General features: G+C 62.7%; 27 protein-coding genes. 12 read left to right on the forward strand and 15 right to left on the reverse strand.

The features are described 5' to 3' along the window. Nucleotides 1–62 precede the first annotated feature (62 nt). Nucleotides 63–341, reverse strand: a complete 279-nt coding sequence (locus D3D01_RS11975) for a hypothetical protein (protein WP_101350005.1) — start codon at nucleotides 339–341, stop codon at nucleotides 63–65. 111 nt (nucleotides 342–452) lie between these two features. Here D3D01_RS11975 and D3D01_RS11980 point away from each other — a divergent pair, with 111 nt between their 5' ends. The 5 genes from D3D01_RS11980 (at nucleotide 453) to D3D01_RS12000 (ending at nucleotide 4,011) form a co-directional block, all read left to right on the forward strand. Then, a complete protein-coding gene (locus D3D01_RS11980; RefSeq protein WP_121512342.1) occupies nucleotides 453–1,511 on the forward strand; it encodes a M20/M25/M40 family metallo-hydrolase in 1,059 nt (352 codons plus the stop codon). A gap of 73 nt (nucleotides 1,512–1,584) precedes the next feature. Further along, nucleotides 1,585–1,767 (forward strand): LSM domain-containing protein, encoded by a 183-nt coding sequence (locus tag D3D01_RS11985; RefSeq protein ID WP_004517917.1) that lies wholly within the window; start codon nucleotides 1,585–1,587, stop codon nucleotides 1,765–1,767. After that, nucleotides 1,764–1,937 carry a 50S ribosomal protein L37e gene (locus D3D01_RS11990; RefSeq protein WP_004517916.1) on the forward strand — a complete coding sequence of 58 codons (174 nt, stop codon included), beginning with the start codon at nucleotides 1,764–1,766 and terminating at the stop codon, nucleotides 1,935–1,937. Before D3D01_RS11985 ends, D3D01_RS11990 begins: the two co-directional genes overlap by 4 nt. A 14-nt stretch (nucleotides 1,938–1,951) precedes the next feature. Next, the gene (gene purF, locus D3D01_RS11995; protein ID WP_121512343.1) at nucleotides 1,952–3,394 is read left to right on the forward strand and encodes an amidophosphoribosyltransferase; all 1,443 of its coding nucleotides are present in this window, start codon (nucleotides 1,952–1,954) and stop codon (nucleotides 3,392–3,394) included. A gap of 56 nt (nucleotides 3,395–3,450) precedes the next feature. After that, nucleotides 3,451–4,011 carry a GNAT family N-acetyltransferase gene (locus tag D3D01_RS12000; protein ID WP_121512344.1) on the forward strand — a complete coding sequence of 187 codons (561 nt, stop codon included), beginning with the start codon at nucleotides 3,451–3,453 and terminating at the stop codon, nucleotides 4,009–4,011. A gap of 3 nt (nucleotides 4,012–4,014) precedes the next feature. On the opposite strand, the gene D3D01_RS12005 is transcribed toward D3D01_RS12000, so the two are convergent. Next, on the reverse strand, nucleotides 4,015–4,575 hold the full coding sequence (locus D3D01_RS12005; protein WP_121512345.1) for a DUF420 domain-containing protein: 561 nt from the start codon (nucleotides 4,573–4,575) through the stop codon (nucleotides 4,015–4,017). 61 nt (nucleotides 4,576–4,636) lie between these two features. Further along, nucleotides 4,637–6,172, reverse strand: a complete 1,536-nt coding sequence (locus D3D01_RS12010; protein WP_121512346.1) for a histidine kinase dimerization/phospho-acceptor domain-containing protein — start codon at nucleotides 6,170–6,172, stop codon at nucleotides 4,637–4,639. 129 nt (nucleotides 6,173–6,301) lie between these two features. Here D3D01_RS12010 and D3D01_RS12015 point away from each other — a divergent pair, with 129 nt between their 5' ends. Beyond that, a complete protein-coding gene (locus D3D01_RS12015; protein WP_121512489.1) occupies nucleotides 6,302–7,054 on the forward strand; it encodes a TrmB family transcriptional regulator sugar-binding domain-containing protein in 753 nt (250 codons plus the stop codon). Nucleotides 7,055–7,110: 56 nt separating this feature from the next. Here the strand turns inward: D3D01_RS12015 and D3D01_RS12020 are convergent, their stop codons facing one another. Together D3D01_RS12020 and D3D01_RS12025 are read right to left on the reverse strand one after the other, a co-directional pair. Further along, nucleotides 7,111–9,384, reverse strand: a complete 2,274-nt coding sequence (locus D3D01_RS12020; protein WP_121512347.1) for a CDC48 family AAA ATPase — start codon at nucleotides 9,382–9,384, stop codon at nucleotides 7,111–7,113. Beyond that, entirely contained in the window at nucleotides 9,384–9,629 is a 246-nt protein-coding gene (locus tag D3D01_RS12025) for a hypothetical protein (RefSeq protein WP_101349998.1), read from the reverse strand. Before D3D01_RS12025 ends, D3D01_RS12020 begins: the two co-directional genes overlap by 1 nt. A 147-nt stretch (nucleotides 9,630–9,776) precedes the next feature. Between D3D01_RS12025 and D3D01_RS12030 the strand changes: the two genes are divergently transcribed. Further along, nucleotides 9,777–10,553 (forward strand): alpha/beta fold hydrolase, encoded by a 777-nt coding sequence (locus tag D3D01_RS12030; protein WP_101349997.1) that lies wholly within the window; start codon nucleotides 9,777–9,779, stop codon nucleotides 10,551–10,553. A gap of 21 nt (nucleotides 10,554–10,574) precedes the next feature. Here the strand turns inward: D3D01_RS12030 and D3D01_RS12035 are convergent, their stop codons facing one another. From D3D01_RS12035 to D3D01_RS12050, 4 genes are all read right to left on the reverse strand, one after another. Further along, the gene (locus D3D01_RS12035) at nucleotides 10,575–11,261 is read right to left on the reverse strand and encodes a protein sorting system archaetidylserine synthase (protein WP_101349996.1); all 687 of its coding nucleotides are present in this window, start codon (nucleotides 11,259–11,261) and stop codon (nucleotides 10,575–10,577) included. Nucleotides 11,262–11,333: 72 nt separating this feature from the next. Beyond that, nucleotides 11,334–12,026: a metal-dependent hydrolase gene (locus D3D01_RS12040; protein ID WP_121512490.1), complete on the reverse strand. Its 693-nt coding sequence runs from the start codon at nucleotides 12,024–12,026 to the stop codon at nucleotides 11,334–11,336. Nucleotides 12,027–12,217: 191 nt separating this feature from the next. Beyond that, entirely contained in the window at nucleotides 12,218–12,514 is a 297-nt protein-coding gene (locus tag D3D01_RS12045; RefSeq protein WP_121512348.1) for a hypothetical protein, read from the reverse strand. Between the two features lie 14 nt (nucleotides 12,515–12,528). Further along, nucleotides 12,529–13,053 carry a DoxX family membrane protein gene (locus D3D01_RS12050; protein WP_101351431.1) on the reverse strand — a complete coding sequence of 175 codons (525 nt, stop codon included), beginning with the start codon at nucleotides 13,051–13,053 and terminating at the stop codon, nucleotides 12,529–12,531. Between the two features lie 221 nt (nucleotides 13,054–13,274). Here D3D01_RS12050 and D3D01_RS12055 point away from each other — a divergent pair, with 221 nt between their 5' ends. Then, nucleotides 13,275–14,738, forward strand: coding sequence for an RtcB family protein (locus D3D01_RS12055; protein WP_121512349.1), 1,464 nt, complete (start codon nucleotides 13,275–13,277; stop codon nucleotides 14,736–14,738). Nucleotides 14,739–14,793: 55 nt separating this feature from the next. Further along, nucleotides 14,794–15,210: a universal stress protein gene (locus D3D01_RS12060; RefSeq protein ID WP_101349993.1), complete on the forward strand. Its 417-nt coding sequence runs from the start codon at nucleotides 14,794–14,796 to the stop codon at nucleotides 15,208–15,210. A gap of 15 nt (nucleotides 15,211–15,225) precedes the next feature. On the opposite strand, the gene D3D01_RS12065 is transcribed toward D3D01_RS12060, so the two are convergent. Continuing rightward, on the reverse strand, nucleotides 15,226–16,365 hold the full coding sequence (locus tag D3D01_RS12065; protein WP_121512350.1) for an acyl-CoA dehydrogenase family protein: 1,140 nt from the start codon (nucleotides 16,363–16,365) through the stop codon (nucleotides 15,226–15,228). 83 nt (nucleotides 16,366–16,448) lie between these two features. Here D3D01_RS12065 and D3D01_RS12070 point away from each other — a divergent pair, with 83 nt between their 5' ends. Continuing rightward, nucleotides 16,449–17,243 carry an RIO1 family regulatory kinase/ATPase gene (locus tag D3D01_RS12070; protein WP_101349991.1) on the forward strand — a complete coding sequence of 265 codons (795 nt, stop codon included), beginning with the start codon at nucleotides 16,449–16,451 and terminating at the stop codon, nucleotides 17,241–17,243. Nucleotides 17,244–17,259: 16 nt separating this feature from the next. Here D3D01_RS12070 and D3D01_RS12075 read toward each other — a convergent pair whose 3' ends face one another. The 4 genes from D3D01_RS12075 to D3D01_RS12090 form a co-directional block, all read right to left on the reverse strand. Then, entirely contained in the window at nucleotides 17,260–18,168 is a 909-nt protein-coding gene (locus D3D01_RS12075; protein WP_101349990.1) for a DMT family transporter, read from the reverse strand. Between the two features lie 144 nt (nucleotides 18,169–18,312). Then, on the reverse strand, nucleotides 18,313–18,798 hold the full coding sequence (locus tag D3D01_RS12080) for an SRPBCC family protein (protein WP_121512351.1): 486 nt from the start codon (nucleotides 18,796–18,798) through the stop codon (nucleotides 18,313–18,315). 63 nt (nucleotides 18,799–18,861) lie between these two features. Next, nucleotides 18,862–20,118, reverse strand: coding sequence for a Glu/Leu/Phe/Val dehydrogenase (locus tag D3D01_RS12085; protein WP_121512352.1), 1,257 nt, complete (start codon nucleotides 20,116–20,118; stop codon nucleotides 18,862–18,864). 190 nt (nucleotides 20,119–20,308) lie between these two features. Next, entirely contained in the window at nucleotides 20,309–20,692 is a 384-nt protein-coding gene (locus tag D3D01_RS12090; RefSeq protein ID WP_121512353.1) for a DUF5658 family protein, read from the reverse strand. 234 nt (nucleotides 20,693–20,926) lie between these two features. On the opposite strand from D3D01_RS12090, the gene D3D01_RS12095 reads away from it, so the two are divergent. After that, complete coding sequence (locus tag D3D01_RS12095) at nucleotides 20,927–22,945, forward strand: PKD domain-containing protein (protein ID WP_121512354.1); 2,019 nt, start codon at nucleotides 20,927–20,929, stop codon at nucleotides 22,943–22,945. 11 nt (nucleotides 22,946–22,956) lie between these two features. Here D3D01_RS12095 and D3D01_RS12100 read toward each other — a convergent pair whose 3' ends face one another. Further along, nucleotides 22,957–23,832, reverse strand: a complete 876-nt coding sequence (locus D3D01_RS12100) for a class 1 fructose-bisphosphatase (RefSeq protein ID WP_121512355.1) — start codon at nucleotides 23,830–23,832, stop codon at nucleotides 22,957–22,959. Nucleotides 23,833–24,101: 269 nt separating this feature from the next. Here D3D01_RS12100 and D3D01_RS12105 point away from each other — a divergent pair, with 269 nt between their 5' ends. Further along, nucleotides 24,102–24,959, forward strand: coding sequence for a 3-hydroxyacyl-CoA dehydrogenase family protein (locus tag D3D01_RS12105; protein WP_101349984.1), 858 nt, complete (start codon nucleotides 24,102–24,104; stop codon nucleotides 24,957–24,959). Nucleotides 24,960–25,030: the final 71 nt, after the last annotated feature.

The following is a 25,030-nucleotide window of genomic DNA, read 5'->3' on the forward strand; positions in this document are numbered from 1 at the left end:
AAATAGGCCTTCTCCCTGTAAAAACGACTCCCCGCGTCCGGTTCGGGAGCGGGGCCTATCCGCTACAGGTCGCCATCGCTAGCAGCACCGTCATCGGACCCGCCGAGGTACAGGCGCAGCACGAGCGCGACAACTGCGACGACACCGAGTACCGCGAGTGCGAGGCGAGCGACACTGGGGCCACTGCCGCCTTCTGCGTCCGTTTCGTCGCGTGATCTGTCCGTCCGCGACCACGACGACGTGCTGTCTGAGCCGTCGTCATCGTCACCAGCGCTGAACGGAGCGTTCGCAGTGAACTCCGCACCGTCGAGATGTACTTCCAGGAAGGTGAATTCTGCCATAGTGACAGTTCGACGCCGCGGCTCTTAGCCGTGGCGGTACCGGGCTACGACGGCCGGTCCCATCCGTGTGCAGTCCGCTGTTTTCATGACTACGGGGGATCTATGCCGCCTATGGACACACGACGACGAGAGTTTCTCGAATCCCTTCTGACAACGCCCGGTCCGTCTGGATACGAGGCCGACAGCCAGCGGGTGTGGCTCGACTACGTCAGCGAGTTCGCTGACGAGGTTCGAACGGACGACTACGGGAACGCCGTCGCGAAAGTCGAGGGCGGCGACACGACCGTCGCCCTCGCGGGCCACGGGGACGAGATCGGCTTCATTGTTCGGGACTTCACCGACGACGGCTTCGTCAAACTGGGCCGCATTGGCGGCTCAGACAAGACTGTCTCGCGCGGGCAACACGTCACCATTCACACGGCCGACGGTCCCGTCTCGGGCGTCGTCAGACAGACCGCGATTCACCTCCGGGACTCGGATGACGACTCCGTGCCGGAGATCGCCGAACAGCACGTGGACGTGGGTGCAGCGGACGGCGACGAAGTGGAATCGCTCGTCGACCGTGGCGACCCGGTGACGTTCGTCCAGACGCTGAGCGAACTGGAGAACGGCCGGCTGGCGGCCCGGGGGATGGACAACCGCATCGGTATCTGGGCGGCCGCTGAGGGCCTTCGCCGTGCGGCAGAGTCGGATGTGGACGCGACGGTTTACGCGGTCTCGACAGTACAAGAGGAGGTCGGCGTGCAGGGCGCAAAGATGGTCGGGTTCGACCTCGCGCCTGACGTTGCCATCGCCGCTGACGTGACTCACGCGACGGACGCACCGGGCTCGCCCGGCAAGGCCGCGACGGGTGTGGAACTCGGCGAAGGACCGGTCGTCGCTCGCGGGAGCGCGAACCATCCGGTCGCGGTCGACGCACTCCGGGAGACCGGCAAAGAGGAGGACATCGACATTCAGTTGCAGGCGACGGGCATCCGGACCGGGACCGACGCGGACGCCTTCTACACCTCGCGGGGTGGAATTCCGTCGGTCAACGTCGGCCTGCCGAACCGCTATATGCACACGCCGGTCGAGGTTATCGACCCCGACGACCTCGACGCGCTCGCGGACCTGCTGGCTGGTTTCGCCGTCCGAGCGGCCGACCGAGCGCCGTTTAGCGTCGAGGTCTAGGATATCGGAACCGTGGTGGGAGTGCCATCGCGCAAACGGTACGTTTAAGCGGCCATCACTATCCAAACCGTACATGAGTGGACGACCGCTGGATGTACTCGAAGCGTCCCTCGGTGAGACAGTCACCGTACAGCTGAAGGGTGGCGAGCTGTTCGAGGGGGAACTCACCGGCTACGACCAACACATGAACCTCGTCGTTGAGGATGAAGACACAACGATTATACGCGGCGATAACGTCGTCTCAATTACTCCATGACTGGCGCAGGAACTCCGAGTCAGGGCAAGAAAAACACCACGACGCACACGAAGTGCCGACGGTGTGGTGAAAAGTCGTATCACACGAAAAAGAAGGTCTGCTCGTCGTGCGGTTTCGGCAAGTCGGCCAAGCGGCGTGACTACGAGTGGCAGTCGAAAGCGGGCGAATAACACACTCAACACAAATGCACGAGAAGTGCGGCGTTGTTGGCATCTCTTTGGAGGACCGTGACGCCGCCCGACCGCTTTACTACTCCTTGTACGCGCTTCAGCACCGCGGCCAAGAATCGGCCGGCATCGTCACCCACGACGGGTTCCAGCAGTACAGCCACGTCGAAATGGGACTCGTCGGTGACGCCTTCGACCCCGGTGATCTGGAGGCGCTCAACGGCCCGAACGGTATCGGCCACGTCCGATACCCGACCGCCGGGAGCGTCAACGCCTGCTGTGCCCAGCCGTTCTCCGTTTCGTTCAAGTCGGGGTCGCTGGGCCTCTCGCACAACGGGAACCTTGTCAACGCCGACGAAATCGGCGACGAACTGGCCGACCTCGGCCACGCCTTCACGTCCGACGGCGACACCGAGGTCATCGCCCACGACCTCGCGCGTAATCTCTTGGAGGAGGACCTGGTCCGGGCCGTCAAGCGGACGATGAACCGTATCCACGGGTCGTACTCACTGACCATCATGCACGACGAGACGGTGCTCGGTGTGCGCGACCCGCAGGGCAACCGGCCGCTGTGTATCGGCGAACTCGAGGACGGCTACGTCCTCGCCTCCGAGTCGGCCGCCATCGACACGCTCGACGGCGAACTGATCCGGGATGTCAAGCCCGGCGAGCTCGTCGTCCTGCACGCCGACGGGACCGGCTACGACACGTACCAGCTAATCCAGCCCGAGAACACGGCCCACTGTTTCTTCGAACACGTCTACTTCGCGCGACCGGACTCGACCATCGACGAGAACCTCGTCTACGAGGTCCGGCGCGAACTAGGCCGGAAACTCTGGGAAGAGTCCGGCGTCGACTCGGACGTGGTGTTGCCGGTGCCTGACTCCGGACGTGCGTTCGCCTCCGGATACGCCGAAGCCGCACAGGACGACGGTTCGGACATCGAATTCGCTGAAGGGCTGATGAAAAACCGGTACGTCGGCCGCACGTTCATCATGCCGACCCAGGACGAGCGCGAGCGGGCCGTCCGGCTGAAGCTCAACCCCATCAAGTCGACTATCGAGGGCAAAAGCGTCACCATCATCGACGACTCTATCGTCCGTGGGACCACCTCGACGCAACTGATCCAGTTGCTGAAAGACGCCGGGGCCGAGGAGGTCCACGTCCGCATCGGGGCGCCGCCCATCGTCGCGCCCTGTTACATGGGCATCGACATGGCCTCCCGGGACGAACTCATCGCCGGGAACCAGTCCGTCGACGAGATCCGCAGCGAAATCGAGGCGGACTCGCTGTCGTATCTCTCCATCGACGCCATCGCAGAGACGCTGGACAAGAGCCAAACTGACCTCTGTCTCGGCTGTGTCACCGGCGAATACCCCTACGACATCGAAGGCGAGGCGACGGACCGCGACGTTGCCCGCCCCGATATCGGGACGCAATCGAGGCCGGCTGACGACTAGCGTCGTCGGTGCAGACTGGCACCACATTTTTGCGCAGTCCGAGCAAGGACTCACGCATGCCAGGGCCGTCCTTCCTCGCAACTGACCGAACCGCCCTTCGGTCCCCGGAGCGGGATGACCTCGACTGGATACAGCGCGTGTTTCACGACGAGAAGGTCTGGGGGCTGGGGACGTACGCCCGCCCGCCGACCACCGACCAGATGGAGACCTACTACGAGGAGACGCTGTCCGACGAGGACTCGGTCCATCTACTGGTCTGTATCGACCCGGACGGAAGTCCGGGCCCAGTTGAGGACCGAACCGAACCGGTCGGACTCGTCGCCATGACCGACCACGACCCGGAGCGGGGCATAGCCGAACTGGCCTACTGGCTCGACCCGGATGCCTGGGGCCAGGGGTACGCCACCGAGGCAGCGGGCAGGCTGGTCCAGTATGGCTTCGACCAGCGGGCGCTCCGGAAGTGGTCGGCGAAGATTGTTGGCGGGAACGACCGTTCTGTCGCAGTGGTCGACCGACTGGGATTCAGCAAAGAAGGCACGCACCGGGCGGAGTGGTATCTCGACGGCGCGTGGCGAGACATGGTGTGGTTCGGCCTGCTCCGAGCGGAGCGCGACTAGACCTCACCAGATCAGGTACAGCATCGCGTAGACGGCGATACCCATCGAGAACGAGATCAGCCACAGCCCCGCGGCCAGCTTTCCGGCCCGCGGGTGGTTCGTCGACGGCAGTTCCGAGACAGGGTACGTGTAGGCCAGCAGCAGGACGTAGTACACCGCCGGGATAGCGATGATGGCAAGCAGGATGTGGACGGCGAGAAACGGCAGGTAGAAGTACATCTCGACGACCGACGGACCGGTGAAGTCCGTTGGCCCTTCGAGCGTTATCCGATAGAGATACAGCACGAGAAACAGGGCGAACAGGCCAAACGAGGAGAGCATCAGCTTTCGGTGTCGCGCGACGTTGCCGCGACGGATTGCTCGAACGCCACCGACGATTGTGCCGATAGCGAGGGCACTGACCACAGCGTTGGCGTGAGGGATTGCCCCGAGCACGCTCGCGGGCGCAGCGGGGAGAGCCGACCGGGGAATCGCCCCGAGAACGGCCCCAAACACGAGCGCGAGCGACACGACCGTCAACAGGCCAGTGAGTGCTGGCACGCGATACCGAGCCTGAAGATCCATACCACAACTCCGGACTGGATGCAAAATACGGTTTCGAGTCACGTACGGCGAGGCCGGGTCGCTACGTGGGTTTCGCTGACGGCCGTTCAACACCGGTCACGTGCAGCCGGACCCGTCCCGTCGGGTCGTTGGAGAGGGCGATTTCCCACCCGTGGCCCTGTGCGATTTCTCGGATCACGGCGAGATGGAGTCCGCCACCCTCGTCACTGGAAGCGTAATAGAGCTCAAACGGTCCCTCCTGTCCCACCTCTAACGGGATGCTGTCGTGTTCAAGCGCGAATCCGTCGGCCGTGTCGGTGATCGTTATCTTCCCGGTGTCACCCTGCTCCGTGGCGAGCCGAAAGAAGTTTTCCGCAAGCTGACGCAGGCGGTTGCTATCGGCCAGTATCGTCTCGGTACAGTCGATTTCGATGGTCGACCCATCGGTGGTGACCGTCGTCCAAGCGTCGGCCATCACGTCGGAGAGCGCGACTGGCTCGACGGTGTACTGTCTGCCGCCTTCTCGGGCGATCTCCATGAGATCGTCGATGAGAAACGACATCCGGGTGTGGCTGCGCTGGATGGCGTCGAACTCCTCGGCGGCGTGTTCAGCGGCTAGCAGCTCGACCCGACCCATCGCCGCCTGAAGCGGGTTCCGGAGTTCGTGTGAGATAATCTGTGCGAGCTCTCGGAGCCGCTCTTTCTGCTGTTCCAGATCCGTCGTCCGCTGCCGGAGCGCGTCTTTCGTCTGGCTGGCGTCGATAGCCAGCGCGATGTTGTGCCCGACCTCCCTGAACGTATCCTGTTCTTCCGCGTCGAAGGTGTCGACACTGTCGGCGTAGACTCCGAGGACACCGTACGAATCCCCGCCGTACACCAGTGGGACCGCAAGAATTCGGGTGCAGTCCGTCTCCAGTGCCTCTGTGTCGTCTGCGACCGTTGCGTGGTCGATGTCTGCAACGACCAGTCGGTTTTCTGACTCAGCGCGGCGCAACGGGTCCGGTGCGGTAATAGAAACGTGGTCACGCTGTGACCCCAGCGCTCGAACGACCGGCCTGTCGTACTGACAGGTCACCGTACAGGCCTCAGTGTATCTGGTTGTGCCTGCCAGAACCGCCGTGACATCGCGTTCGATATCCATCCGCGACTGTGAGCGGACGAGCGCCTGATTGACCAGCCGGACAGCCTCGTTGAGCTGTTTTCGCTTGTTCGCCCGCTGCCGGGCCGGACTGGAAGCGACAGCGGCATCGACCTGTGCCAGAAGTCGCTGGTGGGCATCGCTTACTGTACTCGGAATGTAGCCGAACACGTCGCGGCTGTAGGCTTCGCGGGCGATGTCGCCGTTTGTCACTTCGGCAAAGAGGACAACCGGGAGTTCGGGGTGGCTCTCCCGCAGCCGTTCGATCACGGTCAGTCCACCGAGATACTGTGTCCCGTCCACGTTCTCCACTTCGCAGTTCGTGACGACGCAGTCCGTGTCGTAGTCTCCGAGCGCACACTCCAGATCACGAACCCCGTCGAACTCGTTGACGGTGAGGCCACTGTCCCGGAGCATGGAAATCGCGGCCCTGTCCTGACTTGGACTGCGGACGAACAGGACGGTGGGCTGTGACTTCATCACCCTTCCGAGGAGACACACACATAAAGAAGTTACACCAGACCTCTCTCTGCTGATGACGGTTCCCGTCTCAGCGCCGCTCGCTCCCAATACAGGGGACGATTTATACACGTAGCACCGAATTCTATGCTGATGGGACAATCGGGACTGGAAATCCACCGGACCCAGTCGTCAGTCATCAGTGCGATGCAATCACTTATTGAAAGTGCCGATGAGAATCTCACGATTGCGCTCCCGAAATCGGCCCTCTCTGCGTTTATGCCGCAACTCAGCGCCGCTATCGAGCGGGATGTACTGGTATTGTTACTTGTCCACGGCGATGAGACAGCATCGACGCCCGCATATGAGGACATCGCGACGGCGGTCCGGACAATCGAGAGCGGCATTACCCCGCTGCTTGTGACCGCCGATATGCAGCGCGGGCTCACTGGGCATTCCGGACTGCTGACTGACTCGATGGCAGAGCATCAGGCGACTACATTCGACAACGAGAACCTCGCACATGACGAGTTCACGATGTTTCTCGGCAGTCACTGGCTGATGGGAACGGAATGCTACGTCGCCGACATGTGTGCGTTCCCGCGGACGTTCTCCGCGTTTCAATTTGCAGTACTCATGGCGGCACTGGCGCTACGGGAAGGGACGCCGATCACTGCTCGCGCTCGGGTCCTTTCGACGACGGACCGAACTGAGACAACGATATCAGGACCCGTAATAAATGCCCGGCAGAGCCTCGTCTATCCCGCATCGAGCAAGAACCCGGCGGAACGGTCGCTCACCATCGACGCCGATTCAGGACCGGTCACTGTCGGCGGGGCCGGTGCGACAAAGGAAGCCTACGAATGTCTCGAAATCACGCTCGACAGGCTTGACGATCATTAACGCAACGAAAATCGACCCTCAACTGCGGAAAATCAGCGCTGGTGTGTCGCCCGTCCCTATTGGAAGGTGCGGCTGGCCGTGCTCTCTTCGGTGACGCCGGGTTCGGCCCGGTCGAAGCGCTGTTCGATCTCGTCGTAGCGCTCGCGGGTCTCCTCGGTGACGCTGGGGCCGACCTCCTCAAGCGCGTGCTCGAAGTGGTCCATTGTCACGCGGACGTTGCTGACGCTGTCACCGATTTCCTCGGGGTCCACGCTGTTGATGAACTCCCGGGTCGCGGCCATCGACGCCTCGCGGGCGACCGCTTCGATGTCTGCGCCGACGTAGCCATCCGTTCGGCTGGCCAGTGCGTCAAGGTCGACGCCGTCGGCCAGGGGCTTGTTCCGGGTGTGGACCTCGAAGATGGCGCGGCGGGCGTCCTCGTCGGGGACGGGCACGTGGACGTGCCGGTCCAGCCGACCGGGGCGCAGGAGCGCGTCGTCGATGAGGTCCGGGCGGTTCGTGGTCGCGACGACCACGACGTTCTCCATGTCCTCGATGCCGTCCAGTTCCGTCAGCAGCTGGGAGACGACGCGTTCGCCGACGCCGGAGTCGGTCGTGCCGCCGCCCCGTTCGCTGGCGATGGAGTCGATTTCGTCGAAGAACACCACGGTTGGGGCGTTCTCGCGGGCCTTGCTGAACACTTCGCGGACGCCCTTCTCGGACTCGCCGACGAACTTGTTCAGCAGCTCCGGCCCCTTCACGGAGATGAAGTTCGACTGGGCCTCGTTGGCGACTGCCTTCGCGAGGAGGGTCTTCCCGGTGCCGGGCGGGCCGTACATCAGCACGCCCTTGGCGGCTTCCAGATCCATCGACTCGAACACGTCTTCGTACTCGAGCGGCCACTGGATAGTCTCCCGGAGTCGTTCCTTGGTGTCTTCGAGGCCGCCGACGGAGTCCCAGGTGACATCAGGGACTTCGACGAAGACCTCCCGGAGCGCGGAGGGCTCGATGCCCTTCATCGCCTCGCGGAAGTCCTCGTCCTCAATCTCTAGACGTTCGAGCACCTCGGCGTCAATCTCGTCGGATTCGAGGTCGAGTTCCGGGCGGATGCGCCGGAGGGCGTTCATCGCACTCTCTTTGGTGAGGGAGGCGAGGTCAGCGCCGACGAAGCCGTGGGTGTTCTCGGCGTAGTTTTCGATGTTGATTTCCTCGGAGAGGGGCATCCCGCGGGTGTGGACCTGCAGGATTTCCTTGCGGCCCTCCTTGTCCGGGACGCCGATTTCGATTTCGCGGTCGAAGCGGCCGCCGCGGCGCAGCGCCGGGTCGATAGCGTCGACGCGGTTCGTCGCGCCGATAACGATGACCTGTCCGCGCTCTTCGAGCCCGTCCATCAGCGAGAGTAGCTGGGCGACCACGCGGCGTTCCACGTCGCCCTGGGTCTCGCCGCGCTTGGGCGCGATGGAGTCGATTTCGTCGATGAAGACGATGGCGGGGGAGTTCTCGGAGGCCTCGTCGAACACCTCGCGGAGCTGCTCCTCGCTCTCGCCGTAGTACTTCGACATTATCTCCGGGCCGGAGATGGTGGTAAAGTACGCGTCGATTTCGTTGGCGACGGCCTTGGCCATCAGCGTCTTCCCGGTGCCGGGCGGGCCGTGCAGGAGGACGCCCTTCGGCGGCTCGATGCCGAGCTGCTGGAACAGCTCGGGGTGGCGCATCGGCAGCTCGATCATTTCCCGTACTTGTTCGAGTTCGCGGTCGAGGCCGCCGATGTCCTCGTAGGTCACGTCGGGCGTGTCGCTCGCTTCGGGCGCGCCCTCGCCGCTGTGGACCTGCTCGGCGGGCATCTCGCTGACCTGGATGTCCGTGGAGTCGGTCACGACGACCGTGCCGGAGGGTTCGGTCTCCGCGATTTTCAGGGGAATCTTCTGTCCGGACATCGAGGAGAGCGGGCCGAGGCCGAAGCTCACCGGGACGGTCTGGCCCTGCGTGACGGCCTGCCCGCTGAGGTTGTTGCGAATCATCGGCCCGACGTTGCCCCGGACCCGGAGGTTCTGGGGTAGCGCGACGGTGACCGAGGTCGCGGGGTTGACATCGGCTTTCTCGATGTTTACGTGGTCGTCAATACCGACGTTGGCTTCCTGTCGGAGCTGCCCGTCGATACGGACGATGCCCTTCGCCTCGTCCTCGGGGTAGCCGGGCCAGACGCGGGCGACCGCGCGGCTGTCCTGTTTCCCCTCGAGAACGATGTAATCGCCGTTCTCGAGGTCGAGTTCGTCCATCGCGGCGCGGTCGATAGCCGCGAGGCCTCGGCCGGCGTCTTTCTGTTTGAGTGGTTTGACAGTAAGTCTCATCAGTTATCTCCCTCGCGCTCTGACAGTTCGATAGTGAGAACCCCGTGGTTCATAAACGCTCGTGCGTCGTCACCAGGGAGTTCCTGTTCGTACTGGTGGCCGTCAGCGACGACGATGACGGTCCCGTCGACCACATCGACACTCGCGTCGGCATCGGGTCCCACGTCCGCCGCGAGCACGACGCTGTCGTCGTACTCGAATCGGCGGAGGGGCGTCTCGTCGAACAACTGCTGTTCCGAAGTCATGCTAACTCAAAGTAAGCGAGATTAGTATATAAACCTATCGCTGAAATGCGCTGTACTGCGGGAAAATACTGGAAGTTGATTGAATGCGGTTCACACTGTATCTGGGCGCGCCAATCTTTTATCCACACCGCTTCCGAACGGTACCGCATGGAACGGGTCAGTCACCACGGGCGAGTCACGGCGTACAGACAGACACAGCCTGCTGGGGGAGGACCGACAGCGCTGTATGTCCACGGTAGCGGCGCGACACACCGAGTGTGGGGCCGCCAGTACGCCCCGTCCGGGCCAACCCACCCCGCTGTCGCGCTTGACATGTCAGGTCACGGAGAGTCGGACGATATCGACACCGCGGCCGGGACCACGACACTCGACGCCTACGCGGACGACGTAGTCGCTGTGGGTCGGGAGACAGACGCGGACGTGCTGGTCGGGAACTCGCTTGGCGGTGCCATTGCACAGTGGGTCGCGCTGGAGCGAGACTGGGCGCCCGAAGCGATTGTGTTGCTTGGGACCGGCCCCGAACTTCCGGTGTTCGAAGGGCTGCAAGAATGGCTTGCGGACGACTGGGACCGTGCTGTCGAGTTCCTGCACGAACGGGACCGCCTGTTCCACGACATCGATCACGCGGCCGTGTCGCGCTCACGCGAGCAGATGGAGGCAGTCGGGCAGGCAGTGACCCGCCGCGACTTCATGACCTGTCATGGCTTCGACGTGCGGGACCGACTGGGCGAGATTGATGTGCCCGTGCTGGCTGTCTGTGGCGAACACGACAAACTGACCCCACGAGCGTATCACGAGACGCTGGCCAGCGAGATCCCCGACGGCGAGGTGTCGTTCGTTCCCGACGCTGCCCACCTGGCGATGGTCGAACGAGCCGAGGTCTTCAACGACACTCTGACGGAGTTCATCGAGGAGGCGGTCTGAGCGGAGTGCGACCGGCGAGGGTTACTCGCCGGGGTAAACCCACGGACCGAGCGCGAAAAACAGCAGCGCGATGGCGAGCATCGCCCGTGGTCCGGCCCGGAACAGTGCCGCCGGCGCAACGACGGCGACCGCCTGCACAACACCCATCGGGATGGCGTGTTTTGGTCCCGGCTTCGGGTAGTCAAAGGGCGCGATCATCGCAAGCGAGAGCGCGAGCGCGCCGATACTCAACACGAGCGGGTTCGTGATACCGCTCAGATACGCCGTCGCGATGATGATACTCCCGAGCGTGTTCGGCATACCCGGCCGCTGGTCGGGAGAATCGAAGTACGTCGAGTAGAACGCCGTCCTGACGATGGAACAGACAACGTACGCGGAGGCGAGCAACGCGAGACCGACGAACACGGCCGGGTGTGCACCTTCGATACCGCCGTAGGCGTCTGTCAACAGCACGTACAGAAAGAGACTCGGCGTCGCACCGAACGAAACTACATCGGTCACCGAGTCGAGCAGCGGGCCGACCGCCGAACTGTCGCCGTTCCGGGCGACGATGCCGTCGATTGCGTCAGCGATGACCGCCAGCAGAATGAGGCGAGCGGCCAGATGCGGGTCGGTAAAGGCGATGGCTCCGGCGACGAACCCGACGACGGCGTTAAACAACGTCACCGTGTCGGCGACACTGAGTCGTCGGCGTACCTCGAAGCCCATGGTTCTCCGGTTGGCCACGGCGTATATGAAGGACTCGAAAGCGAACGCGCCTCGGTGCCGACCGACGCTCTATCACTCGTCCGAGAGGTCGTGGCCGAAGCGGAGACGAGCGGCGGTGGCGAGCGTCCCGACAACGAGGATGACCAGCTCCCAGCCGCTCCGGGCGATGGGGAACACGCGGTCGACGGCCTCGGGTTCCGGCTGTCCCGGGTTGGGGTCGATGCCGGTGCTCATCTGGACCTCGCTGGAGTTGCCCATCGACTGTGTGGTCGACCCACCGCTGCCCCCCGTGCCGGTGCCGCCGGGCGTCTGAGCGCGCGGTTCGGGCAGTTCGACGAACGTCTGGACGATGCCGCGCTGGCTCGACAGTTCTAGGTGACCGCTGAGTTGATAGAACTGGTCGTACAGCGGCCAGAAGAGGTTTGCACCGCCCGTAATCAGGTCTAGCAGTACGTGCCCGACCACATATACCACGACACAGAACCAACTGACCCGAACACCGTAAGCCCCCCAGCGGCTCCTGATATACGATTTGTCACGCACGTACAGGTCGACTCCGATAAGGAGTGCCAGCACCGCCGGGATAACGAGGTTCGTCGTCGCGGCCCGGTGGCCGGCCTGCCAGTAGAGCCCGATAAACGCGTCAACGTCGGGGAACGTGACGACGAGTATCGACAGTAGCAGCGACCGCTTATCGAATGCAGCGCCAAGCAGCGTTGCAGCGAGTAACCCCACGAAGGCGTAGTGAACCACCAGCGAAGGCATATACATTTCAACACCACCACAGAGATGAGCGTTGTGGTGGGCTCTATCAGAATACGAAACTACCCCACTTGATTAATATGGCCACAGTAAATACGTTGTTAGTGGGGAATCGGTGGGGTGGTGCGGCACCCACTATCACTTCTGTAAACAGTATCGACACACCGAGTCAAAACAGCGAAAACGAGAACCGCTCAGTCTGCCGTGATTTCCTGCTGTGCCGTGGCCGTCTGATTCTTCATCGGGGCGACGAGCTTGTAGAGCCCGTACAGAGCCAGGACCAGGATGCCGGCCAAGACCAGCCCGGTCCGGAGCGTCGGATCGACCATCGGAGTCGCGATGACCTCGCCCGCCTCGTTCGTCAGCGGTGCCGCGCTGTAGGGCTTACCCGCCAGTATCTCCACGATGCCGAGGACGACGACGCCCAGCAGCATCAGACCGCCGCTGAGTGCCATCGCCGCTTTGTCGATGACGGTGGTGTGTTGTTGCATTGGTGGTCACCTCCTTAACCGAGCAGGTACCTCAGTTTCGGGTTTCGTTTGACCAGTTTGGTCCTCTCGATGATCGCGTCAAGGCCGTAGTAGCGACCAGTCGCCAGCACGATCATCGTCATGAACAGCAGCAGACCCATGAAGTCGCTGTTGACCAGCCCGTGGCCGAAGCTCGCGTTGCCGATCCAGAACAGGGCCATGAAGAAGACCCCGAACACGGAGGCGAGCCTGACCAGCGCGCCGACCATCAGTCCGAGCCCAATGAGCGTCTCGCCCAGCGGGACCATCGCCTGAATGAACCAGCCTAGGTGTTCGCCCATCAGCACGGGGATCGGACCGAGTGCCGTGCCAGTCATCTGCTTGAGATACGTCGGCCCGTAGGTGTAGGCCAGCCCGTTCTCGATGAGCTTTGTCACGCCTGCGTGGAAGAACCACCAGCCGGTCACGACACGCAGGAACGCTAGCCAGTACGCGGTCCACGCCCCGCCGAGCTCGAACTCGAACTCGTCTGCCAAGGGGTTCGCCGCTTGATAGGACATCTGTGTCACCTCACATGTGGAATTCCGAACTACGGTGGCATATAAGGGAACGGGAGTTCTCACAGAGTGAAAACCCATCTCAGCGGCTGAGAAGGAATATATCACCGGGTTAGCCTGTCACCTCCTGTTCGGCCTCGGGTTTTTGTTGCTTCGGCGGAGTGCCAGTCGCTTACGGGCCACCGTGAGGTTCAAACCCTCCATGCGATTACGCTATGACACCAATGGTACTCGAACTGACGGGCGAACACACCACGGCGCGGGTGATGGTCGACGACGAATCGCTCGTCGAGAGCGGGTGTCGAGAGCAGATCGAGACGCTCATCGACCACCCGGCGTTCACCGAACCGGTGCGGATCATGCCGGACACGCACTGGGGAGCCGGCGCACCTATCGGATTCACCATGCCGCTGGGCGACCGTGTCGTCCCGAACATCGTCGGCGTCGATGTCGGCTGTGGAATGGCCGCGACAAACCTCGGACCGGACCTCCCGCTGGAAGACGCCGAGCGCGAGCGACGCGTCCGCGAGGCGGTCCCGATGGGGCGAAACGTTCAAGACTACGACGACGCCGTCCACCTCGTCGAGGAGTTCCCGTTCGAGCGGGCTAACCGCGTCTTCGAGCAGTTCGACGCAGCCTACGCGGAGCGGTTCGGCGAACACATCGACCCTGTGGAGTTCGACTTCGACGGCTACGACGAGGAGTACTTCGAGTCGCTGTGTGACCGCGTGCTGGCAGACCAGCGCCAGGGCATGGGGTATATCATCAAGAGCGCGGGGACGCTGGGCGGCGGGAATCACTTTATCGAGTTCGGACAGGCACGCGAATCGGGCGACTACTGGCTGGTCATCCACAGTGGCTCCCGCTACCTCGGCAAGTCCGTCGCCGAATACTGGCAGTCGACGGCGACGGACCGCCGGACCATCGGCGAGATCCGCGAGCAGATTCCCGAGGAGTACGTCGAGTACCTGAAGTTCGACCCGGACACCGTCGAATCCCGGGACCTCTACGCCTGGGTCACCGGCGGCATGGGCGAGTCATACATCCGGAAAGAGCGGCTACGCCGGGAACTCGACGGCTCCGAGATCGAAGACGCCTTCGACGCGCTGGGACAGGTGCAGGACGCCATCCACAGCAGCGACGACGAGGACCGCAACACGGACCTCGATTGGCTCGAAGGCCGTGAGGCCCACGGCTACCTCGTCGATATGCTGTTCGCCCAGCAATATGCCCGCTGGAACCGCGACCTGATGAGCGACGCCGTCTGTGACGCGCTGGGTATCGACCCCGTCGACCGCTTTCAGTCGATTCACAACTACATCGACTTCCGCGACCTCACCATCCGCAAGGGGGCGACCCCGGCCCGCGACGGCCAGCGGCTGCTGGTCCCGTTCAACATGGCCGACGGGTCGATTATCGCACGAGGGAAGGGTAACGACGAGTACCACCAGACAGCACCACACGGCGCGGGTCGCGTGATGAGCCGTCGGCAGGCCCACAGCGAGGTCGACATGGACGAGTTCGCCGCGGCGATGGACGGCATCTACTCGGAGTCCGTCATCGAAGGCGTCCGGGACGAAGCGCCGATGGCGTACAAGGACGCCGACGCGATTCTCTCGGCCATCCAACCGACTGCCGAGGTGGTCGAGTACGTTGACGCTGTCCACAACCTGAAGGCGACAGAGTAAGCCAACCTGTTAGGTTGGCAGAAAGTGATTTGGACGCGAAGGCCGTGGGTCCTGTATGACCATTCTCGTTGCAATCGCCAACGATTCAGTCTCCCCGGCAGTCATCGATACGGCGGTTCGACTCGCAGACGGACTTGGTGAGGAACTGTACGTCGTCCACCTCGTCGACGAAGACACCGCCGACGGCACGGCCATGCAACTCCGGGACGAGATGCGGGACCGATTCCGCGACACCAATGTCGTGGCAACGGTCGCTATCGAACACGTCGGTCGGTCTGCAATGCGTTCGGGCACGCGGGTCGGCAACGAACTACTCGAACTCGCGGCTGACGTGGATGTGCAACATATCGTCATGGGCCACGAGCCGAAAGGTCTAGCCGGTAAAATCCGCGACGGCGACGCGGCGGTTTCGGTCATCGACGCCGCCGACGTGCCAGTCACGGTCGTCCCGGAGAGTCCGTCCGACATCTGAACGCTGTAGGCGTCGTCAAAGTCCAAGTTCTCGGCCGAGTACCATCCGCTGTATCTCGCTTGTGCCCTCACCGATTTCCATGAGCTTCGCGTCCCGGTAGAACCGCTGCGGGGCGAAGTCTGTCGTGTAGCCGTAGCCGCCAAGCACCTGGACGGCGTCTTCGGCGACCTCGCGACAGATTTCGCTGGCGTCGAGTTTCGCAAGCGACGAGAGTCGCGTTACGTCTTCTCCCTGGTCGTACATCGTCGCAGCCTTGTGAGTCAGCAGCCGAGCACGCTCTATTTTGCGGTCCATCTCGACGATTTTGTCCCGGACGGCGTCGAACTTCGAGATGGGACGGTCGAACTGTTCGCGTTCGGTGGCGTAGGATTTCGCGGCCTCGAAGGCCCCCTGTGCGAGTCCCGTCGAGAGCGCAGCAATAGAGATGCGGCCGCCGTTGAGGGTCTGCAGCGTCTGTTCCCAGCCGTCGCCTTCCTCGCCGAGCAGTCGGTCCGCAGGAATCCGGCAGTCGTCGAACTGGAGTTCACAGGTCGGCGAGGCGTTCAGCCCCATCTTGTCCCACTCGGTCGTCACCGCCCAGCCGTCGTCCTCGGGCGCGACGATGAACGTCGAGATGCCGTCGTAGCCCGCTCCGGGGTCTGTGACGGCCTTGACGAGCACCGAGCCGGCGACGGAGGCGTTCGTGATGAACTGCTTGGTGCCGTTGATGACGTACTCGTCGCCGTCTCGCTTGGCCGTCGTGTCCATGTCGCTGGCGTCGCTCCCGCTTCCCGGTTCCGTCAGCGCCCAGCCGCCGAGCTGTTCGCCGGTGGCGAGCGGTGTAAGCCAGCGCTCCTTCTGTGTGGCTGTGCCGAACAGCTCTATCGGCTTACTCCCGAGCGACGTGTGAGCCACGTACGAGAGTCCGATACTCCCAGATACACGTCCGAGTTCCTCGGCGACCAGCGCGTACATCAGCGTATCGCCGCCGAGCCCGCCCCACTCCTCGCTGATCGGCACACCCATCACGTCCAGTTGGCCGAGTTCCTCGAATATCTCGGCCGGGAAGCGGTGCTCGTCCTCGATGTCTTGTGCTATCGGTTGAATCTCATTCTCACAGAACTCGCGGACTGAATCCCGTATCATCCGGTGTTCGCCGGGAACGTCGAACTCCATACCGAAGCTATGTTTTGTGTTACTAAATAGCACACGCCGACAGACACAAGCCATTTGCCCGTCCACGGCGTTTCCTAGAGGGAATGGCGTTCCGGCGATTCCTCCGCGGGACGGTCCCCTGGGAGCAACTCGAAGGCGTGGTGCAGGCGGTAATCGAACGGTACGACGAGCCCGCGGCCCACGTGACGTTTCTGGAGGCCGATAACTGGCTCTCGACGCCGCTTGTCGTCAACGACCAGTGGTTCGTGAAGGTCATCACGGGGCAGAACTCGCTGGTTCACACGCTGTTGACCGCCGGCCGCAACATCGGCGCGTTTTCGTCCGGCACAGAGGGCTTTTTCGAGCACTTCGGGACGCCCTACGAGATGGCGGAACACGAGCTGGCGGCGACCCAGCGGATGCGGGAAATCGGCGTCAACGCTCCCGAGCCAATCGAGGCATTCGAATACGATGGAATGGGCGTGCTGGTACTTGAATACATCCCCGACTTCGAGCCGCTGGACGACCTCCCGGCCGAAACCGTCGAGCGACACAGTCCGACGGTGTTTGACTTCCTCCACCGGATGCACGAGGACGGCCTGGCACACGGCGACTTCCGCTGTGAGAACGTACTCGTGGCCCACGACGACCTGTACTTCATCGACGCCACGAGCGTCCGTGAAGCGGCGATCAGTGACGCCCGGGCCTATGATCTCGCGTGTGCGCTGGGCGCACTGGAGCCGCTCATCGGTGCACCGACCGCAGTCGCCGCCGCCGCACGTCACTACGATACGTCTGAGTTGCTGGCCGCGGAGGAGTTCCTCGATTTCGTCAACATCCGCCCGGACCACGACTTCGCCGCCGCAGAAATCCGTGGAGCCGTAGAGAAACGCGCGTAGGCTGACCGGAACGGCCTCAGTCTGCGGGGGGTGCCCCGACGGCTCGACTTCTGGCAACAACGCCGATACCGACGAGCACGACGGCCCCACCGACGACGGTCGACGGCCCGGGAGTCTCTGCGAGCAACAGCAGTGCCAGCAGCGCGCTCGCGACCGGCTCGCCGAGCAGCGAGACACTGACCATGCTTGATTCGACGTGTGCTAGCGCCCAGTTGAGGACGGTGTGGCCGAACACGCCGGGGCCGACAGCCATCGCGAGAAACAGCGCCCACTCCCGTGGTGGGTAGCCGGTCACGGGGTGGCCCGACGCGACGACGAAAACGAGGAGCGATACAGCCGCGACGCTGTAGACGACGGTCACGTACGGGACAAGGGGGAACCGCTGGCGGAGCGAGCGCCCGGCGAGGACATAGCCGGCGGCCATAACGCCACCGACGAGAGCCAAGGCGTTGCCGTACAGTGGCCGCGTGCCGACCGCTCCGCCGCCGAGCAGTTCGCCGATTGACATCACGACGATGCCACCGATAGCGACCAGAATGCCTGCCGTCGTGCCACGCGTGACGCGCTCGTCCAGCAGCGCCCACGCGCCGACGGCGACGAACAGCGGCTGACACTGGACCAGTGTGACCGACGCCGCGACGCTGGTCCACGCCAGACTCTCGAACCACGCGGCGAAGTGCACTGCGAGCGCGACGCCGGTCGCCGCCGCCGCCAGTACGTCCCGTCGAGCGAGCCGCCCGAACGCCGACCGGTGCCGCCCCAGCGCCAGCGGGGCTAGCAGTGCGGTCGTCAACAGAACACGGTAGAACGCCGCCACCGACGCCGCGGCATCGCTCCACCGGACGAGAATCGCGCTCGTACTGACCGCGAGAACGGCGACGACCAGCCCGATTCGCGGGTCGATTCGCGGCTCGGTCACGCCCATCCTGCTCCGTTGTGGCACGGAGACAGCACAGCCACATCTGGTATTGCGACGACACGTCTACTCATCCCGCGATAGTATCCGGCACGGGACTAAAGAAACACCGGATACCATAGTCGGGGCCGTGTCGCCCGCGGGCAGGCCACGCTACCCTTCGAGCAGTTCCTTCGTCTGCTGATGGCGATACCGGAACATCGGCTCCATCCCGAGACAGCCAAAGGGGCCAAGCGCCCGGCCGAGCGGTCCGCCGGGCAGTTCAAACTCGACGTGGTCGTGGACGAGCGTTTCTCTGTCGCTCAGCGCCCGGAAGGTGTGCGTATGTTCCCAGTGAGGAAACGGCCCTTCCTCCATCACGTCGCGGAACATCGCCTCGTCATCACCTTCTTCGCGGGCAACGATGTTTGAGACCCACTGCTGGCGGGGCGGCACACCAAAGGGCTTGATCGAGGACTCGACGACCGACCCGGCGGTCAGTTCGTCGGGGTCTGGCTGGCCATCTGGCCCCCGCTCCGCCTCGATGCGGATGTTCATCCAGTCGGGGGTCAGCGCGACCAGTCCATCGCCTGTCGCGTGGAATTTCCAGACTTCTGACAGCGGGGCTTCGACGCGAACCTGGCGCTCGTAAATGTCCATACACACAGTAGGGGAAGCGCCGGCAAAACACCCGCGATAGCCGCGACTGAGTCCGGGACGCGGTCAGGGCCAGATGCCGCCTTCCTCGGCCGCAGCGACGACACGCTGGATTGCGACGACGTACATCGCCGTCCGGAAGTTCGGCGCGCCGGTCTGCTCGTATGTCTCGACGAGGTCGTCAAACGCGTTCGTAATGATGGTCTCCAGTTCGTTGTTCACACGCTCTTCGGACCAGTAGAACCGCTGGCGATTCTGAACCCACTCGAAGTACGACACCGTGACGCCACCGGCGTTGGCGAGGATGTCTGGGAACACGGCCACGTCACGCTCGGTGAGGACGTCGTCCGCGTTCGGCGTCAGCGGGCCATTTGCCGCCTCCACGACGATGTCAGCCTGTACATCCTGCGCGAGGCCGCCGTCGATGGCGTTTTCGAGCGCCGCCGGAACGAGCAGGTCCACATCCATCGTCAGCAACTCCTCGTTCGTCAGCTCCTCCCTCGCGCCCTCGTAGCTGGCCAGCGACCCGGTCTCGCTCTTGAACGCCTTCGCGTCGCGGGCGTCGAGCCCGTCAGGGTTGTAGACGGCTCCGGAGGAGTCTGATACTGCGACGATGTTCGCGCCAAGGTCCTCGATGAGTTTTGCAGCCACGGAGCCAGCGTTTCCGTAGCCCTGCACGGCCACCGTCGCGTCCTCGATGTCTTTGCCGAGGTAGTCAAAGGCCTCCCGCGCGGTGAGCATCACCGAGCGACCGGTCGCCTCGACACGGCCCGCACTGCCGCCCGATTCCGGAGCCTTGCCGGTGATGACGCCGGGTTCGGTGGTGTTTTCCAGCGTCTCGTACGTGTCTTTGATCCAGTTCATCTCGCGCTGGCCGGTGTTGACATCGGGTGCGGGGATGTCCTGGTCCTCGCCGATAATCGGGCGGAGTTCTTTCGCGAATGACCGTGTTATCCGCTCGATTTCGCTGGCCGAGTACTGGCGCGGGTCGATCTCGATGCCGCCTTTCCCGCCGCCGTAGGGGATGTTTACCGCAGCACACTTGTACACCATCCAGCCAGACAGTGCCTTGACCTCGTCGCGTGTGACCTGCGGGTGATAGCGGATGCCACCCTTGTACGGCCCTCTGTCACCGTTGAACTGTGATCGGTAGGCACGAAACACCTCGACAGAGCCGTCATCCATCTCCACGGAAAGGTTTGCCTCCAGCACTCGCTCGGGGTGTTTCAGCCGTTCAAGCACGTCAGTCGAATATTCGAGATAGTCCGACGCGTCGTCGATCTGCTCCTGTAAACTCTCAAACGGGTTCACCTCAGGCGACATACGGGTTATGTCTCAGACTGTGGGGAAAAGGGTACCGCCGTCCATGGGATTTTCCAGACAGAAATTACGCACAACGGAACTAATAGCCAAACGGAATGTCCGCGCCTGAGTCGCCTACAGCGACCCAATGCGTGCGGGCTGTTGGGTCGGTGAGCGAACGAAAGCTGAGGACAGTATACCCCCGAGGTAGCTACAGACTAATCAGGAGGGCCGCGTTAATCACGACCGCCGCCACCCACGGGAGCGCCAGCCCGAGCGGCACGACGACGCCGCGCTGATCGCTCAGCAGACGGCGGGTCACCCCCGCCAGCCCGAGAACGCCGACTTTCGTCACGCCGAGGACGGCGATCCCGAACGTCTCTATCGCAGCCCGCATCACGGGGTTGCCTTCGTGTAGGCCGTGCTGAAGGCCAACGTGTGTCAGCCACACGTCGATGATAAGCGTCACGGCGACAACAAGCCATAGTTCTCGCTCGACGGCTGCAAGCTCGTCGAGCAGGGCGCTACACCACCCGTCGATGGTCCCTATCGGGACCGTTCGGTCCGTTGTGAACACGTCACCCTCCGCAACCACGCCCCCACGTGGTCTGTTATCCTGTTGTCATCCGGTATATTAAATACACACTGTTTACTATTGAAACCGAACTGGTAGGGGCTGTATACTCCCTGGAAACGCGATGCCAGCGGGGCGACTGTCAACGACGGGTTCGGTACCCCGATATAGATTGCAGATAGTCCCCACACGCGATTATCACCTCTCATAATGGTGGCGCACCATTGATATCGGGTGCCTGAGTAGCTACGTAATATGAGTGCCATCGGCCATTCCCGAGTCACGCCTTTGATACCCGGGAGTCCGCGCCGATGGCTCCCACTTCTGGTTTTGCTTCTCGCTGTCCCGCTTCTCATGCCTATTGCGACAGACACCGTTGTAGCCGAAGACACTGAACCACCAGAATGGGGCAACGCGACGCGGAGTGACGACACGACTATCGAGGTCACTCTGTATGACGACGAGTCGATAGCCACGAACACGATTCAGGCAGACGATTTTATACTGACTGCGGGTCGTGTAGAGAACGTCTCTGTCACGTCGATCAGTGCAGCGAATAAAAGTGGGGCGCGTGTGTCGCTCGCCCTCGAAAGCAAGGTAGACAAAAACAATGTCTCAGTCAGCCTTCGCGATACTGCGAACATCACCGATACGGCAGGCAACGAACTCCCGGATGAGACAGTCACCGCAACCGGAATGGATGCCGTCGTACCGAAGTACAGGGAGTTCAATGTCACGCGGGTCAACAGTTCGACCGCCGAAATCACCGTTGAGACACATGAACGATTAGATCAACTACGCATCTCCATCGGCGGGGCGTCGCTTGACACGCTCAATATCTCAGCATTCACTGAACGTACCGGCAACTCAGCTATCTACACCCGGGAATACACGTTCCCCGAAGAAGGCGAGTACTCACTGTTGCTGATGTCGGTGACCGACAGGCACGGGAACAACAACTCTTTTTCCCGACAGCAGACGTTCCTCTATGATGGGACTGGACCGAACGTCACGGTTACTGGTCCGAGAAACGCGACAGTTGGCGAACCGGTGGCGTTCTCTGCAGCGGAAACGACAGACGGCCAGGGTGTTGAGTCTATCCAGTGGCAGGTAGGAGATGACACGCTTCTGAGCGGCGAGAACATCACCGTGGCATTCGCCTCGCCTGGCAGTCACGAGGTTGCAGTGACGGCTACCGATCCATTTGGGAACACGGAAACAGTGACCAGAGTCGTGTCTGTGACGGGGAATGGAACCGTTGGGAACGTGACCGTGCAGCAACCGAATGCGACTGTCGCAAGTGTCTCGGTGAACGGGACTGGGCAGTCACAGGTGATCCAGCCCCGTGTGGGTGCACTCACCAGCGGCCCGAACGGAACACTGGAACGACTCACGGCGTCGTTCCCGTCCAACGAATCTGCGACGCTCACCATCCGCTCTCGCCAGCCTCCGCCGTCGTTCGCGACTGCGACTGGCCACACTGGTATCAGTCGGTTTGCTCTCGAGAATGGCGCAGTTCCAACTGCGGATGTGCTGGTTAGGTTTACTGTGAACCGTGACACACTTGCGGCGGTCGACGCGGAGCCCGGAGCCGTGACACTGTTCCGGAACAGCAACGGATGGACGCCGTTACCGACTGAAGTCGCCGACCGGACCGAATCGCACATCGTGTACCGGGCTACATCACCGAGCCTCTCAACGTTTGTTGTCGGAGTCGAACGGGCGACAGCAGCAGACGCGGATTCGGAGACAGCGACGACAAATGAGACGGCAACGTCTGAATCCGAGACGAACGAGACATCGACGCCTGAACCCGAGACACAGACAGAAGAACCCGGACAGCCAGATATCGTGGTCACGAACGCCACGGCTGTTCCATCAGAACTCGGCCCCGGCGAGCGGACCGTCATCACCGTCGAGCTGGAAAACCGGGGGACCGCGAGCGGCGACCACAACGTGATCGTCGCGCTCAACACCTCGATACTGACAACGCGGACAGTCACGGTCCCTGCCGGCGAGACGCGAACGACGGAGTTTGCCCGCTCGATGCCGGACAACACCACTGGAAACTTGACTGTCGACGGGCAACGTGTCGGGAACGTAACGGCTGACAGCGGTGGCCTCCCGATTCCAGCGCTCCCGTCGGTCGGGATTCCGAACCCGCTCTCGCTGTGGCCCGACGGCATCGTCGGAACCGTTCTCGGCGGGCTACTGGGCGTTGCTATCGGACTGTACAGCGTTCTGAAAGCGCTGGCGATATACCTCGGCTACTGACTGACAGGGCGTCAGTCGATATTCGCTTCGAGCCGGTCGATCAGGTCGTCGTTTCCGAGATACAGCGGCGTCCGCTCGTGTAGCTCGTCGGGTTCGATTTCGAGCAGTGACTGGTCGCCGTCGGAAGACCGTCCGCCGGCCGACTCAAGGATGTAGGCCATCGGGTGGCCCTCGAACTGGACTCGAAGTTTCCCCTCGGGGCGTGACTCCAGTGCGGGGTACGAGAAGATGCCGCCGTAGGTGAGCACCTGATTGATATCCGCGACCATCGCCCCGCCGTAGCGGAGTTTCAGTTCGTGGCGGACGTCCTCGGCGTAGGATTCAAATTCGTCGGTCCAGGCGTCGACGCCGCCGCCGAACCCGAAGACCGTGGGGTCCTCCGGAACCGTCACGTCGTCGTCGACGACCCGCTTGTCGCCGTCTTCGAGGATGTACTCGCGGACGCTGCCGTCCCGAGCGACGACCATCGATGTGATGGGGCCGTAGATGACGAACCCGGCGGCGAGCAGATTGGTGCCGACCGTCGGCGGCTGCTCGCTGTAGACGCCGAAGATCGTCCCCATCCCGCTGTTGGGTTCGAGGTTGCTCGACCCGTCGAGGGGGTCCATCGCGACGTGGAGGCGACCGTCTGTCGTTTTCACGTCCGCGCGTTCTTCGCTGGCGTAAGAGGTGACGCCGTCGATGCCCAGCACCCGCTGCTCGAACAGTTCGTCGGCGCGCAGGTCAGCCGCGAGCTGGTCGTCGCCGGTGGGGTTGACGGAGTTGCTCTGGCCACGGTAGTCGGCAACAGCGCGGCGGACGTCCGGTGTCGTCGCGGCGATGGTGTCGATGACTTCCGTGACAGTCTGCTCGGCTTCGGTGGTCGAGATGTCGAGTGACTTACTCATTTGTCAGATGTAGGGGCAGAGACTGGCCATCCGGTGACCAGTCGAATTTTTCTCCGAGCCTGCTGCCCGCAGGGTCCCTCATCATAAGTTCGTTCTCTGGCACATCATAAGTATCTTTTTGCTGACATTTACTACATTTCGAGTGAATATTCCGCCGCGAGGCAGTGCTTGCCGCTAAGTCTGTGACTGATTCCCTCGGTAGATTTCCGGTCTCGTGATGAGGTGATACCGTCGGCAGACTTACACGACCGCCGGCCGAAGGCGCGGGTATGCATCTCGAAACAGTCGACACCGTCGGCGTCGTCGGCGCTGGAACGATGGGTAACGGCATCGCTCAGGTCGCCGCGACGGCCGGCTACGATGTCGTCATGCGCGATGTGACAGAAGAACTAGTCGCCGCCGGGTTCGAGGAGATTCAGTCGAGCTTCGAGACACTCGTTGCGCGCGACACAGTGACAGAACAGGAGGCGGAGGCGGCGACAGCCCGCATCACCGGCACCACTGAGATGGACGTCCTCGCGGACGCCGACCTCGTCGTCGAGGCTGTCACGGAAGATATGGACATCAAGCAGTCTGTGTTCGAGGACCTCGACGAGATCTGCGGACCGGACACAGTGCTTGCCAGCAACACGAGTACGCTCTCGATTACGACCATCGCCAGCGCCACCGACCGGCCCGAACAGGTCCTTGGACTACACTTCATGAACCCCGTCCCGGTGATGAAAGGCGTCGAACTCGTCGTCGGCGAGCACACCAGCGACGAGACGGTGACGCTCGGTCGGGAGTTCGCTCACGACATCGGCAAGGAGACCTGGGAAGCCGACGACAAGCCCGGCTTCGTCGTCAACCGCGTGTTGATGCCCTGGATAAACGAGGGCATCCGGGCCTACGACGAGGGGGTCGCCGATAAGGCAGACATCGACCGCGGGCTGACGCTGGGGACGAATGTTCCGATGGGGCCGCTCGAACTGGCCGACCACATCGGCCTCGACGTGGTCCTCGACGCCTCTGAAACGCTGTACGAGGAGCTGGGTGACCGCTACAAGCCAGCCTACCTGCTCAAACGCAAAGTCGCGGCCGGCGACCTCGGGAAAAAGTCCGGCAGGGGCTTCTACGACTACGACTGACAGACCCGCGGTGACAAATACCGACAGAGTACAATACCCGGCAACGGGCCGCGCGTTGGCCAACAGTAAAG

The sequence above is a fragment of the Haloarcula sp. Atlit-7R genome (genome assembly GCF_003666065.1).
Taxonomy (GTDB): domain Archaea; phylum Halobacteriota; class Halobacteria; order Halobacteriales; family Haloarculaceae; genus Haloarcula; species Haloarcula taiwanensis.